Here is a 14,423-nt window from a genome sequence, read left to right as displayed (position 1 = left end):
AAAAAATGGAGGGTTTGTCCCTCCATTTTCTTGCGTGCCCTGCCTGAAAATCGTTCAAAAAAACGGTAAATTTTGTCCGTTTTGTGAGAATTCTCTTGATTATTACCCGCAAAATAACGCTTATTGCCGGTTGGCTGAACCAGAAGCCGCAATCAGTGTCTGACTGAGTCAGAACCGCTACACCGCCCCCGGAGCCACCGCGTTACATGAACAAAGTTAAATCGCTATCGCAGCAGAATTTATCGTTATTGTTAGCGATCTATATCGGCATCTTTCTCAACCTGTCCGTTTTCTATCGCCGTTTTGATTCGTTGGCGCATGGCATTCAGGGGATTAAGCTTATTTCGGCGGTGACGGAAGTCATCGCTATCGTCCTGTTCACATTCTTCATCATGCGGCTGGTATCGCTCGGCGGCCGGCTGTTTTATCGCATCGTCGCCTCGCTGCTGGTGTTGATTTCGGTGGCTGCCAGCTACTACATGACGTTTTTCAACGTGGTGATTGGCTACGGCATCGTGGTGTCGGTGATGACCACCGACATCGATCTGTCGAAAGAGGTGGTTGGCCTGCACTTTGTGCTGTGGATGGTGGCGCTCAGCGCCTTGCCGCTGCTGCTGATCTGGAAAAACAGCCTGCGTTACACCCTGATCGAACAGCTGAAAACCCCCGGCCATCGCATCAAACCGCTGATGGTGTTGCTGGCGGTGGTGGCGTTGGTCTGGCTGCCGCTGCGCATGCTGGACGATGAGCAAAGCGTGCAAGAGAAGCTCTCCAACGTCGATCTGCCGAGCTACGGCGGCGTGGTAGCGCACTCGTATCTGCCGTCCAACTGGCTGTCGGCGCTGGGGCTGTTTGCCTACACCCGCTATGACGAAAGCCAGGACCAGAGCACGATGTTCGATCCGGGCAAACACTTCACTTATGTACCACCGGCGGATATCGACGATACCTACGTGGTGTTCATCATCGGTGAGACCACGCGCTGGGATCACATGGGCATGCTGGGCTATGAGCGTGATACCACGCCGCGGCTGTCTAAAGAGAAGAATCTGGTGGCGTTCCGCGGCGAGTCGTGTGACACCGCTACCAAGCTGTCGCTGCGCTGCATGTTCGTGCGCGAAGGCGGCACCGAAGACAACCCGCAGCGCACGCTGAAAGAGCAGAACGTGTTCGCGGTGCTGAAGGATCTGGGCTTCTCTTCCGAGCTGTTCGCCATGCAGAGCGAGGTGTGGTTCTACAACAACACCGAGGTGAACAACTATTCGTTCCGCGAGATGATCGCGTCCGAGAAGCGCAACGACGGTAAGGCGGTCGACGATATGCTGCTGGTGGACGAAATGAAGGAGTCGCTGGCGCGTTATCCGAAGGGCAAACACCTGGTGATCCTGCATACCAAAGGCTCGCACTACCTGTACTCGCAGCGCTATCCGCGCAGCTATGCGCGCTATCAGCCGGAGTGCATGGGGGTGGATGATTCGTGCACCAAGGCCCAGTTGATCAACGCCTTCGACAATACGGTGCTGTATACCGACAGCTTTATCAGTAATGTGATCGACCAGGTGCGGGACAAGAAGGCCATCGTGTTCTATGCCGCCGATCACGGCGAATCGATCGGTGAGAATACGCACCTGCACGGCACGCCGCGCGAAATGGCGCCGCCGGAGCAGTTCCGCGTGCCGATGATCGTGTGGGCGTCGGACAAGTTCCTCGAAAACCCGCAGCACCTCAGCGCCTTTGAGCAGCTGCAGGCGCAGCAGCGCATCGGCAAAACGCATCGCCACGTCGAGCTGTTCGACACCATCCTCGGCTGCCTCGGATACACGTCTCCCGATGGCGGCATCGTGGATAAAAACAACTGGTGCCATCTGCCGCAGGATAAAGCGGCGCCTGCCCGCCTGTAACCTCTCCCGCCGGGTGCCTGTCTTGCGCACCCGGTAATTTCACCCAATACATTCTCTTCATCAATTATTCCGGTGTGTGCATACGGTATACTTGCGCACTTCCCCTTCTAACCGGAGATTTCCATGACCCTGCGCGTGGCGTTTATCGACGATCATGACATTGTGCGTTCGGGCTTTGTGCAGCTGCTGTCGCTGGAGGCCGATATTCAGGTGGTGGGCGAGTTCAGCAGCGCGGCGCAGGCGCGCGCCGGCCTGCCGGGGCTGGAGACGGAAATCTGCATTTGCGACATTTCGATGCCGGACGGCAGCGGGCTGGATCTGCTGGCGGACATTCCTTCCGGCATCCGCGTGGTGATGCTGTCGATGCACGATAACCCGGCGCTGGTGGAAATGGCGCTGGAACGCGGCGCCAGCGGTTTCCTCTCCAAGCGTTGCAAACCGGAAGATCTGATCACCGCGGTGCGCACCGTCGCCGGCGGCGGCGTCTACCTGATGCCGGAAATCGCGCAGCAGTTGGCGCGGGTGAAGGTGGATCCATTGACCCGCCGCGAGCGCGAGATCGCGCTATTGCTGGCGCAGGGCCAGGAGGTGCGCGAGATCGCCGCCGCCTTGGGGCTGTCGCCGAAGACGGTGCATGTGCATCGCGCCAACCTGTTCGCCAAGCTGGGCATCACCAACAACGTTGAGCTGGCCAGACGGATGCTGAACCTGTGACGCAGCGTCTGATCACCCAACTGGCGCTGTTTTTCATCTACGCCGCCAGCTCGTTTTGCCTGTGGGGCATCGGCACCGCGCTGATCGACCCGCCCTGGCAGGCGCTGCTGCTGTTCCCGTTCGGCCTGCGCATGGGCATTTTGCTGCAGAGCCCGTACCGTTTCTGGCCGGGGATCCTGCTGGCCGACCTGCTGCTGATGGCGCTACTGGCGGACCAGTTCGGTTACGGCCCGGCGCTGTGGGCGTCGGTGGCGGTGCTGGTGCTGACGGTGCTGCTCAGCCTGCTGGCCTCGCCGTGGCTGTTGCGCCATCAGCAGAGCGACAGAGAATGGCGATGGCCGCTGTTGCAGGGTGCGGTGGTCACCGCCGCCGCCTTGCTGCAGGCGCTGGTGTGGCAGCTGGTGAGCGGCGAAGGCGCCCGTGCGCTGCTGCTCGGCCTGACCGGCGGTTTCACCATCGCGCCGACCTGCCTGCTGTTGTGGCACTATCTGGCACGCCAAATCTGGGTGCCGCTGGAGCCGGGGCTGATCCACAAGCCGGTGGAGCTGCGTCTGGGCCACCTGGCCAGCTATCTGCTGCTGTTTGCATTCAGCATCTGGCTGCAGCAGCAGGTGAACGCCGCCGAGCTGCGGCGTTTCGCACCGTTCTGCCTGGCCATTCCTATCGTGTTCATGTCTTATCGCTATGGCTGGCAGGGCGCGTTGTTGGCGACGCTGCTCAACGGCGTGGCGCTGATGGTCAACGAGCCGCCGCAGCCGGAGTCGCACCGCGATCTGCTGCTGTCGCTGCTGGCTCAAAGCCTGACCGGGCTGCTGCTGGGCGCCGGCATTCAGCGCCAGCGCGAACTGAATCAACAGCTGCGGCTGCGGCTGGCGGAGAACCGCCAGCTGGCGCGGGCGCTGGTGACGGCGGAGGAGCAAACCCGGCGCGAGGTGGCGCGCGAGCTGCACGATGAAGTGGGGCAGACCATCACCGTGATCCGTACCCAGGCCAGCATCGTCAAACGCCTGGCGCCGGAACCGGCGGTGATCGGCTGCGCCGACACCATCGATGCGTTGGCGCTGCGGGTCTACGACGGGGTGCACGACGTGCTGACCCAGCTGTGGCCGGCGGCGCTGAACAACCTGCCGCTGTCGGCGGCGGTGGCGGCGATGCTGCGGGAATCGCTGCCGCAGGACGCGTCACTGGTGAGCAGCCTGCAGTGGCAGGTACCGGACGAGCTGCTGGATGAAACGCTGAAAATCACGCTGTACCGGGTGTGTCAGGAAGGGGTGACCAATGTGTGCCGCCACGCCGGCGCCAGCCGCCTGGAGCTGGACGCACGCCTGCAGCCGCGCAAAGGCGCCGCGCCGCTGATCGCCCTGACCATCCGCGACAACGGCGTGGGCTTTGAGGCGGAAAACCATCAGCCGGGGTATGGCCTGCGCGGCATGCAGGAGCGCATCAGCGCCCTCGGCGGCAGCCTGCGGCTCACCTCGGAGCGGGGCGCCTGTTTGAGTGTGATCTTGCCCACAGTTTCACCGGAGCAAGCGCAAAACTAGGAAAAACTCCTAACTGCGTCGGGAATCCGGCGTAAGCCTCCCGCGCGCGCGGGGAGCATCATAGCGGCACTTTATTCAATCCTCTGAGGTTCCACATGTGGTCTTTCCTTAAAAGCCGCTCGGACGCGCCGCAGGTCACCGATCAACGGCAGATCGACGCCAGCTACAAATACTGGCGCATCCAGCTGATGTGCACCATGTACATCGGCTACGCTGCGTTTTACTTCACGCGCAAAAGCTTCAACTTCATCATGCCGGCGATGCTGAGCGATCTGGGTCTGACGATGTCCGACGTCGGTATCCTCGGCACGCTGTTCTACATCACCTACGGCTGCTCGAAATTCATTTCCGGCATGATCAGCGATCGCTCCAACCCGCGTTACTTTATGGGGTTGGGCCTGATCATGACCGGGGTGCTGAATATCTTCTTCGGCCTCAGCTCGTCGCTGCTGATGCTGGGCACGCTGTGGATCCTCAACGCCTTCTTCCAGGGTTGGGGCTGGCCGCCGTGCTCCAAAATCCTCACCAGCTGGTATTCGCGTTCCGAGCGCGGCAGTTGGTGGGCGATCTGGAACACCTCGCACAACGTCGGTGGGGCGCTGATCCCGCTGCTGGTGGGCTTTATCTCGCTGCACTTCAGCTGGCGTTACGGCATGATCATTCCCGGTATCATCGGCGTGGTGCTTGGCCTGCTGATGTGCTGGCGCTTGCGCGACAAGCCATCCACCCTGGGGCTGCCGAGCGTCGGCAAATGGCGTAACGACGCCATGGAGCTGGTGCAGGAATCGGAAGGCCAGGGGCTGAGCAACCGCGAGATCATCAAACGCTACGTGCTGACCAACAAGTACATCTGGCTGTTGGCGGTCTCTTACGTGCTGGTGTACATCGTGCGTACCGCGATCAACGACTGGGGCAACCTCTATCTGACGCAGGAAAAGGGCTATTCGCTGATGACCGCCAACTCAGCCATCTCGCTGTTTGAAGTGGGCGGTTTTATCGGTTCACTGGTGGCCGGTTGGGGTTCCGATAAGCTGTTCCGCGGCAACCGCGGCCCGATGAACCTGATTTTCGCCATCGGTATCTTCCTGTCGGTGGCGGCGCTGTGGCTGATGCCGGGCGTGACCTACCTGCTGCAGGCCTGCTGCTTCTTCGCCATCGGCTTCTTCATCTTTGGCCCGCAGATGCTGATCGGCATGGCGGCGGCGGAGTGCTCGCACAAGGATGCGGCGGGCGCGGCGACCGGTTTCGTCGGCCTGTTCGCCTACCTGGGCGCAGCGCTGTCCGGCTATCCGATTGCGCGAGTGATGGAAGTCTGGCACTGGAACGGCTTCTTCGTGGTGATTTCTATCGCCGCCTGCCTGTCGGCGCTGTTCCTGCTGCCGTTCCTGCGTGCGCAGACGCCGGCACTGAAACCGGCCAACGCCTGAGTAAAATACGCTGCGCAGCCCCCGGCGCAGCGCATTATGGCGCTTTTATCATCACTTGAAATGCAGGGGAAAAAAAGTGATTGACGCCTATAACCGCCAGCAGTAAGATGCGCCCCGCATCGGCGAGTAGCGCAGCTTGGTAGCGCAACTGGTTTGGGACCAGTGGGTCGGAGGTTCGAATCCTCTCTCGCCGACCACCATTCGAAAAACCTGCTTTTTAAAGCAGGTTTTTTTTCGCCCGTAGTTTATGAGGATGAGTACCTCCTCGCTACGACCGGCTTCGCTTTATGGCGTGCCTCAATCTGCCGTCCTCGTGAAATATATTTATCCTTTACGCTTAATTAATTCACATTCCTTATTCCCATTAGGTTCTTATTTTCATGTTTAAATAAATTCATGCTTGCCAAATAAAACCCGATTGATAGCGCTCTTGTTTTCACGTTTTTTTTACCTATAGTCTAAATGGACAACGCGGGAACTCTTATTCCCGTCGCGTGGGAAATACCGTGATTATTTATTAACGTTAATCTTCGTGGATTATTGCGGAATTTTTTCGCTTCGGCAATGCGTAGCGACGATTAACTCTTTTATGTTTATCCTCTCGGAATAAAGGAATCAGTTATGCGCAAATTTAATAAACCGCTGTTGGCGCTGTTGATCGGCAGTACGCTGTGTTCCGCGGCGCAGGCCGCCGCACCGGGCAAGCCGACCATCGCCTGGGGCAACACCAAGTTCGCCATTGTCGAAGTCGATCAGGCGGCCACCGCTTATAATAATCTGGTGAAGGTAAAAAATGCCGCCGACGTTTCTGTCTCCTGGAATTTATGGAATGGCGACACCGGCACGACGGCAAAAATTTTATTAAATGGCAAAGAGGCGTGGAGCGGCCCTTCAACCGGTTCTTCCGGTACGGCGAATTTTAAAGTGAATAAAGGCGGCCGTTATCAAATGCAGGTGGCATTGTGCAATGCCGACGGCTGCACCGCCAGCGACGCCACCGAAATTGTGGTGGCCGACACCGACGGCAGCCATTTGGCGCCGTTGAAAGAGCCGCTGCTGGAAAAGAATAAACCGTATAAACAGAACTCCGGCAAAGTGGTCGGTTCTTATTTCGTCGAGTGGGGCGTTTACGGGCGCAATTTCACCGTCGACAAGATCCCGGCGCAAAACCTGACCCACCTGCTGTACGGCTTTATCCCGATCTGCGGCGGCAATGGCATCAACGACAGCCTGAAAGAGATCGAAGGCAGTTTCCAGGCCTTGCAGCGCTCCTGTCAGGGCCGCGAGGACTTCAAAGTCTCGATCCACGATCCGTTCGCCGCGCTGCAAAAAGCGCAGAAGGGCGTGACCGCCTGGGATGACCCCTACAAGGGCAACTTCGGCCAGCTGATGGCGCTGAAGCAGGCGCATCCTGACCTGAAAATTCTGCCGTCGATCGGCGGCTGGACGCTGTCCGACCCGTTCTTCTTCATGGGCGACAAGGTGAAGCGCGATCGCTTCGTCGGTTCGGTAAAAGAGTTCCTGCAGACCTGGAAGTTCTTCGACGGCGTGGATATCGACTGGGAGTTCCCGGGCGGCAAAGGCGCCAACCCTAACCTGGGCAGCCCGCAAGACGGGGAAACCTATGTGCTGCTGATGAAGGAGCTGCGGGCGATGCTGGATCAGCTGTCGGCGGAAACCGGCCGCAAGTATGAGCTGACCTCCGCCATCAGCGCTGGCAAGGACAAGATCGACAAGGTGGCTTACAACGTTGCGCAGAACTCGATGGATCACATCTTCCTGATGAGCTACGACTTCTATGGCGCCTTCGATCTGAAGAACCTGGGGCATCAGACCGCGCTGAATGCGCCGGCCTGGAAACCGGATACCGCCTACACCACGGTGAACGGCGTGAATGCGCTGCTGACGCAGGGCGTCAAGCCGGGCAAGATCGTCGTCGGCACCGCCATGTATGGCCGCGGCTGGACCGGGGTGAACGGCTACCAGAACAACATTCCGTTCACTGGTACCGCCACCGGGCCGGTTAAAGGCACCTGGGAGAATGGCATCGTGGACTACCGCCAAATCGCCAGCCAGTTCATGAGCGGCGAGTGGCAGTATACCTACGACGCCACGGCGGAAGCGCCTTACGTGTTCAAACCTTCCACCGGCGATCTGATCACCTTCGACGATGCCCGCTCGGTGCAGGCCAAAGGCAAGTACGTGTTGGATAAGCAGTTAGGTGGCCTGTTCTCCTGGGAGATCGACGCGGACAATGGCGATATTCTTAACAGCATGAACGCCAGCCTGGGCAATAGCGCCGGCGTTCAATAATCGGTTGCAGTGCGTTGCCGGGGGATATCCTTTCGCCCCCGGCTTTTTCGCAGCCGAAAGTTTTTTTACGCCGCACAGATTGTGGGCCTGCCCGGTGCAAAACGCGCTCATCGGACTCACCCTTTTGGGTAATCCTTCAGCATTTCCTCCTGTCTTTAACGGCGATCACAAAAATAACCGTTCAGATATTCATCATTCAGCAACAAAGTTTTGGCGTTTTTTAACGGAGTTAAAAACCAGTAACTTTGTTAGGGTCAGACCAATGCGCTAAAAATGGCCGCTTAGCATAAATTTTCATGCTGGAACTGTTAACAAAAGGTTTTTTTTATGTTTGTTTGCTGTTTCTCACAGTCTGCGTAAATCCCCACTGGTTATATTGACGACACCCCAAACAGTTGGCAACTTGATAGCCTCAGGGGTAAGAGCGAGAGTTGTTTGAGTGAATTCCACGCGCTCAGACGTCCCCGCCGCGATGCGTTCCATCCGGCATTCTCTCCTCGTACGCCTTCTGCCTTCGGGCGCCGATCGCACAGGCCACGCAATAAAAAATACAGGTCTGGCGGCAATTACACACATCACATCACACAATGGAGCACTAACGATGACACGTTCCTTGGGTAAATCGGGGATTCTGAAATTCGGTATTGGGCTGATCGCGCTGACCGTGGCGGCCAGCGTACAGGCCAAGACGTTGGTTTACTGTTCTGAAGGTTCCCCGGAAGGGTTCAACCCGCAGCTGTTTACCTCCGGCACCACCTACGACGCCAGCTCGGTACCGATCTACAACCGCCTGGTCGAATTCAAAATCGGCACCACCGAACTGCAGCCGGGCCTGGCTGAGAAGTGGGACGTCAGCGAAGACGGCAAAACCTACACCTTCCACCTGCGCAAAGGCGTGAAGTGGCAGAGCAACAAAGACTTCAAACCGACGCGCGATTTCAACGCCGACGACGTGGTGTTCTCCTTTGAGCGCCAGTTGGATGCGAACAACGCCTACCACAAAGTGTCCGGCGGCAGCTACGAATACTTTGAAGGCATGGACATGCCTAAGCTGATCGCCAAGATTGAAAAAGTGGACGACAACACCGTGCGCTTCGTGCTGAACCGCCCGGAGGCGCCGTTCCTGGCTGACCTGGGCATGGACTTCGCGTCCATCCTGTCCGCCGAATACGCCGACGTGATGATGAAAGCCGGCACGCCGGAGAAAGTCGACCTGAATCCGATCGGCACCGGTCCGTTCCAACTGCTGCAATACCAGAAAGACTCCAAGATCCTGTACAAGGCATTCGACGGTTTCTGGGGCACCAAGCCGAAGATCGATCGCCTGGTGTTCTCCATCACGCCTGACGCCTCCGTGCGCTACGCCAAACTGCAGAAAAACGAATGTCAGGTGATGCCGTACCCGAACCCGGCCGATATCGCCCGCATGAAGCAAGACAAGTCCATCAACCTGATGGAACAGCCGGGCCTGAACGTGGGTTACCTGTCGTTCAACGTCGAGAAAAAGCCGCTGGATAACCTGAAGGTGCGCCAGGCGTTGACCATGGCGGTCAACAAGCAGGCGATCATCGACGCGGTTTATCAGGGCGCGGGCCAGGCGGCCAAGAACCTGATCCCGCCAACCATGTGGGGCTATAACGACGCGGTGCAGGATTACGCTTACGATCCGGCCAAGGCGAAAGAGTTGCTGAAAGAAGCGGGCATGGCCGACGGTTTCAGCATCGACCTGTGGGCGATGCCGGTACAGCGTCCTTACAACCCGAACGCACGCCGCATGGCGGAAATGATCCAGGCCGACTGGGCCAAGATCGGCGTGAAAGCCAAAATCGTGACCTATGAGTGGGGTGAATACCTCAAGCGCGCCAAAGCGGGCGAGCACCAGACGGTGATGATGGGCTGGACCGGCGACAACGGGGATCCGGATAACTTCTTCGCCACGCTGTTCAGCTGCGCGGCGGCGAAAGACGGCTCCAACTACTCCCGCTGGTGCTACAAGCCGTTTGAAGATCTGATTCAACCGGCGCGCGCCGAATCCAACCACGACAAGCGCATCGAACTGTACAAACAGGCGCAGGTGGTGATGCACGATCAGGCTCCGGCGCTGATTGTCGCACACTCCACCGTGTACGAGCCTGTGCGTAAGGAAGTGAAAGGCTACGTCGTGGATCCGCTCGGTAAGCATCACTTCGAGAATGTCTCTGTAGACTGATTTCGACCGCTTTACCGGAGACGCACGAATGGACTTGCAGGGGCGCAACAGGTTTGCGCCCCTGCTGACCAGTCTCCGGCGTATGGCCGTCGAATCGTTCAAAGGCATGTGAGCGTTAATAAGCCTGGCGGACGATGAGCTGCCGGGCATTGATACAGAGAGTTCGGGATATGTTGCAGTTCATACTCCGACGTTTGGGGTTAGTTATCCCAACGTTTATCGGCATTACATTGCTGACTTTTGCATTCGTCCATATGATCCCCGGCGACCCGGTGACCATCATGGCCGGGGAACGCGGTATCTCCGCCGAGCGCCACGCGCAGCTGATGGCGGAAATGGGGCTGGACAAGCCGCTTTATCAACAATATTTCTCCTACGTGTCCAACGTGCTGCACGGCGATCTGGGCACCTCACTCAAAAGCCGCATCTCCGTCTGGAGCGAGTTCGTTCCGCGCTTTCAGGCCACGCTGGAGCTGGGCTTCTGCGCGATGCTTTTCGCGGTGCTGGTAGGCATCCCGGTCGGGGTGCTGGCGGCGGTCAAACGTGGCTCGGTCTTCGATCATACTGCGGTGGGCATCTCGCTGACCGGCTATTCGATGCCGATTTTCTGGTGGGGCATGATGCTGATCATGCTGGTGTCGGTGCAGCTTAACCTGACGCCGGTGTCGGGGCGCATCAGCGACACGGTATTCCTTGACGACAGCCAGCCGCTGACCGGCTTTATGCTGATAGACACCCTGATCTGGGGCGAGCCGGGCGACTTTATCGACGCGGTGATGCACATGATCCTGCCGGCCATCGTGCTGGGCACCATCCCGCTGGCGGTGATCGTGCGCATGACCCGTTCCTCGATGCTGGAGGTGTTGGGTGAAGACTACATTCGCACCGCCCGCGCCAAGGGCGTGAGCCGTATGCGGGTGATCGTCGTCCACGCGCTGCGCAACGCGCTGCTGCCGGTGGTGACGGTGATCGGGCTGCAGGTCGGCACCATGCTGGCCGGCGCCATTCTGACCGAAACCATCTTCTCCTGGCCGGGGCTGGGCCGCTGGCTGATCGACGCGCTGCAGCGCCGCGATTACCCGGTGGTGCAGGGCGGGGTGTTGCTGGTCGCCTGTATGATCATTCTGGTTAACCTGCTGGTAGACGTGCTCTACGGCGTGGTCAACCCGCGTATTCGCCACAAGAAATAAGGGGCGCTCTCATGTCTCAAATCACTGAGTCTGCAGTTAAAGGTGCGCCGAAGCCAATGACCCCGTTTCAGGAGTTCTGGCACTATTTCAAGCGCAATAAAGGGGCCGTGGTCGGCCTGGTGTATATCGTTCTGATGCTGGTGATCGCGCTCGGCGCCGGCGTGCTGGCGCCGCATGCGCCGGCGGACCAGTTCCGCGATGCTCTGCTCAAGCCGCCGGTGTGGCAAGAGGGCGGCAGCTGGCAATATATCCTCGGCACCGACGACGTGGGCCGCGACGTCCTGTCGCGCCTGATGTACGGTGCACGGCTGTCGCTGTTGGTCGGCTGCCTGGTGGTAGTGCTGTCGCTGATCATGGGCGTGATATTCGGCCTGCTGGCCGGTTACTTCGGCGGCGTGGTGGACGCGATTATCATGCGCGTCGTCGACATCATGCTGGCTCTGCCGAGCCTGCTGCTGGCACTGGTACTGGTGGCGGTATTCGGGCCGTCGATCGTTAACGCTTCGCTGGCGCTGACCTTCGTCGCCCTGCCGCACTATGTACGTTTGACGCGCGCGGCGGTGCTGGTGGAGGTCAACCGCGACTACGTCACCGCATCGCGGGTGGCGGGCGCCGGCGCACTGCGCCAGATGTTCGTCAATATTCTGCCTAACTGCCTGGCGCCTTTGATCGTGCAGGCTTCTCTCGGTTTCTCGAACGCCATTCTGGACATGGCCGCGCTCGGCTTTCTGGGCATGGGCGCGCAGCCGCCGACGCCGGAGTGGGGCACCATGCTCTCCGACGTGCTGCAGTTCGCGCAAAGTGCCTGGTGGGTGGTGACCTTCCCCGGCGTGGCGATCCTGCTGACGGTGCTGGCATTCAACCTGATGGGGGACGGTTTGCGTGACGCTCTCGACCCCAAACTCAAGCAGTAACAGAGGACGAGAGAGATGGCGTTATTGAATGTAGACAAGCTTTCGGTGCACTTCGGTGACGAAGGCACCCCGTTCCGCGCGGTAGACCGCATCAGTTACAGCGTGGAGCAAGGTCAGGTGGTCGGCATCGTCGGTGAATCCGGCTCCGGCAAATCCGTCAGTTCGCTGGCGATCATGGGCCTGATCGATTTCCCTGGCAAGGTGATGGCCGACAAGCTGGAGTTCAACGGCCAGGATCTGCGCAAGATCTCCGAAAAAGAGCGCCGCCAGCTGGTGGGCTCCGAAGTGGCGATGATCTTCCAGGATCCGATGACCAGCCTGAACCCGTGCTATACCGTCGGTTATCAGATCATGGAGGCGCTGAAGGTGCATCAGGGCGGCAATCGCCGCACTCGCCGCCAGCGTGCTATCGACCTGCTGACCCAGGTCGGCATTCCTGATCCGGCTTCGCGGCTGGACGTATACCCGCACCAGCTTTCCGGCGGCATGAGCCAGCGCGTAATGATCGCCATGGCCATCGCCTGTCGGCCGAAGCTGCTGATCGCCGATGAGCCGACGACCGCGCTCGACGTGACCATCCAGGCGCAGATCATCGAGCTGTTGCTGGACCTGCAGCAGCGCGAAAACATGGCGCTGCTGCTGATCACCCACGATCTGGCGCTGGTGGCGGAAGCCGCGCATCACATCATCGTGATGTACGCCGGCCAGGTGGTGGAATCCGGCAAGGCGGCGGAGATTTTCCGCGCGCCGCGCCACCCGTACACCCAGGCACTGCTGCGCGCGCTGCCGGAGTTTGCCGCCGACAAGGCGCGGTTGGCTTCGCTGCCGGGCGTGGTGCCGGGCAAATACGATCGCCCGACCGGCTGCCTGCTCAATCCGCGTTGTCCGTACGCCAACGAGCGCTGCCGTAACGAGGAGCCGGAACTGCGCAGCATTCCCGGCCGTCAGGTTAAATGTCACACACCGCTGGATGATGCGGGGAGGCCGACCGTATGAGCCAGAATCAACCTTTACTGCAGGCGATTGACCTGAAGAAGCATTACCCGGTGAAAAAGGGCCTGTTCGCGCCGGAGCGGCTGGTCAAGGCGCTCGACGGTGTGTCCTTCACCCTGGAGCGCGGCAAAACGCTGGCGGTGGTCGGCGAATCGGGCTGCGGCAAATCGACGCTCGGCCGCCTGCTGACGATGATCGAAGTGCCGACCGGCGGCGAGCTGTACTACCAGGGGCAGGATCTGCTGAAGCCGGACGTCTCGGCCGAGAAACTGCGACGCCAGAAGATCCAAATCGTGTTCCAGAATCCTTACGGATCGCTCAACCCGCGCAAGAAGGTCGGGCAGATCCTCGAGGAGCCGCTGTTGATCAACACGTCGCTCAGCGCCGCCGAACGGCGGGAAAAAGCGCTAGAGATGATGGCGAAGGTCGGCCTGAAGACCGAACATTATGACCGCTACCCGCACATGTTCTCCGGCGGCCAGCGCCAGCGTATCGCCATTGCCCGCGGGCTGATGCTGAATCCGGACGTGGTGATCGCCGATGAACCGGTGTCGGCATTGGACGTGTCGGTGCGCGCGCAGGTGCTGAACCTGATGATGGATCTGCAGCAGGAGCTGGGGCTGTCCTATGTGTTTATCTCGCACGATCTGTCGGTGGTGGAACACATCGCCGACGAGGTGATGGTGATGTACCTCGGTCGCTGCGTGGAAAAGGGCAGCAAAGAGGCGATCTTCAACAACCCGCGTCATCCGTACACTCAGGCGCTGCTGTCGGCGACGCCGCGGTTAAACCCGGATATGCGCCGCGAGCGCATCAAATTGACCGGCGAGCTGCCCAGCCCGATGAATCCGCCGCCGGGCTGTGCGTTCAATGCCCGCTGCCGCCGCGCTTTTGGCACCTGCGTACAGCTGCAGCCGCAGCTCAAACAGTACGGTGAGCAGATGGTGGCCTGCTTTGCGGTCGATCAGGACGAACATCCGGGGGCGTAAGGCGTCGAACGTCATCGCTTAAATTCACGCCGGCATCACGCCGGCGTTTTTTATTACTCAATCAAAGGGTTAGTCAGTAAACGATCGCGACAACCCATTTTTTAAATTATTCCCTTAACGTCATTCTGACAAATCGTTATTTTTTTAAGAATCTTCGCATGAAAATAATAATCGAATAATAGAATTCAACGGTTTGTTGTTAATAACATTCTGTCGGTCGAGCTGTTTCGCC

Annotated in this window: 10 protein-coding genes and 1 tRNA gene; all 11 read left to right on the top strand. The window is 59.2% G+C overall.

Going from position 1 to position 14,423, the window contains the following annotated elements:
* The first annotated feature begins 206 nt into the window (after window positions 1-206).
* The 11 genes from eptB (at window position 207) to dppF (ending at window position 14,191) form a co-directional block, all read left to right on the top strand.
* A complete protein-coding gene (gene eptB, locus ACJ8IL_RS17235) occupies window positions 207-1,901 on the top strand; it encodes a kdo(2)-lipid A phosphoethanolamine 7''-transferase (RefSeq protein WP_442516693.1) in 1,695 nt (564 codons plus the stop codon).
* A 123-nt stretch (window positions 1,902-2,024) separates the two neighbouring features.
* Complete coding sequence (gene uhpA / locus ACJ8IL_RS17230; RefSeq protein WP_025304832.1) at window positions 2,025-2,615, top strand: transcriptional regulator UhpA; 591 nt, start codon at window positions 2,025-2,027, stop codon at window positions 2,613-2,615.
* Window positions 2,612-4,156 (top strand): signal transduction histidine-protein kinase/phosphatase UhpB, encoded by a 1,545-nt coding sequence (gene uhpB / locus ACJ8IL_RS17225; RefSeq protein ID WP_442516692.1) that lies wholly within the window; start codon window positions 2,612-2,614, stop codon window positions 4,154-4,156. Before uhpA ends, uhpB begins: the two co-directional genes overlap by 4 nt.
* A gap of 95 nt (window positions 4,157-4,251) precedes the next feature.
* The gene (locus ACJ8IL_RS17220) at window positions 4,252-5,583 is read left to right on the top strand and encodes an MFS transporter (protein WP_025304834.1); all 1,332 of its coding nucleotides are present in this window, start codon (window positions 4,252-4,254) and stop codon (window positions 5,581-5,583) included.
* A gap of 120 nt (window positions 5,584-5,703) precedes the next feature.
* Window positions 5,704-5,780: transfer RNA gene (locus tag ACJ8IL_RS17215), tRNA-Pro, on the top strand.
* 424 nt (window positions 5,781-6,204) lie between these two features.
* Entirely contained in the window at window positions 6,205-7,896 is a 1,692-nt protein-coding gene (locus tag ACJ8IL_RS17210) for a glycosyl hydrolase family 18 protein (RefSeq protein WP_043142281.1), read from the top strand.
* Window positions 7,897-8,497: 601 nt separating this feature from the next.
* Entirely contained in the window at window positions 8,498-10,105 is a 1,608-nt protein-coding gene (gene dppA, locus ACJ8IL_RS17205) for a dipeptide ABC transporter periplasmic-binding protein DppA (RefSeq protein ID WP_025304836.1), read from the top strand.
* Between the two features lie 170 nt (window positions 10,106-10,275).
* Entirely contained in the window at window positions 10,276-11,295 is a 1,020-nt protein-coding gene (dppB, locus tag ACJ8IL_RS17200) for a dipeptide ABC transporter permease DppB (protein ID WP_038630050.1), read from the top strand.
* An 11-nt stretch (window positions 11,296-11,306) separates the two neighbouring features.
* A complete protein-coding gene (dppC, locus tag ACJ8IL_RS17195) occupies window positions 11,307-12,209 on the top strand; it encodes a dipeptide ABC transporter permease DppC (RefSeq protein WP_025304838.1) in 903 nt (300 codons plus the stop codon).
* Window positions 12,210-12,224: 15 nt separating this feature from the next.
* On the top strand, window positions 12,225-13,205 hold the full coding sequence (dppD, locus tag ACJ8IL_RS17190) for a dipeptide ABC transporter ATP-binding protein (RefSeq protein ID WP_004934132.1): 981 nt from the start codon (window positions 12,225-12,227) through the stop codon (window positions 13,203-13,205).
* Window positions 13,202-14,191 carry a dipeptide ABC transporter ATP-binding subunit DppF gene (gene dppF, locus ACJ8IL_RS17185; RefSeq protein ID WP_015376237.1) on the top strand — a complete coding sequence of 330 codons (990 nt, stop codon included), beginning with the start codon at window positions 13,202-13,204 and terminating at the stop codon, window positions 14,189-14,191. The genes dppD and dppF overlap by 4 nt, the downstream gene beginning before the upstream one ends.
* Window positions 14,192-14,423 lie beyond the last annotated feature (232 nt).

It is taken from the genome of Serratia sp. CY47444, assembly GCF_052168635.1.
Lineage (GTDB): Bacteria > Pseudomonadota > Gammaproteobacteria > Enterobacterales > Enterobacteriaceae > Serratia > Serratia bockelmannii.
The sequence above is the reverse complement of the archived record's forward strand: the minus strand, read 5'-3'. Positions and strand labels throughout refer to the sequence as shown.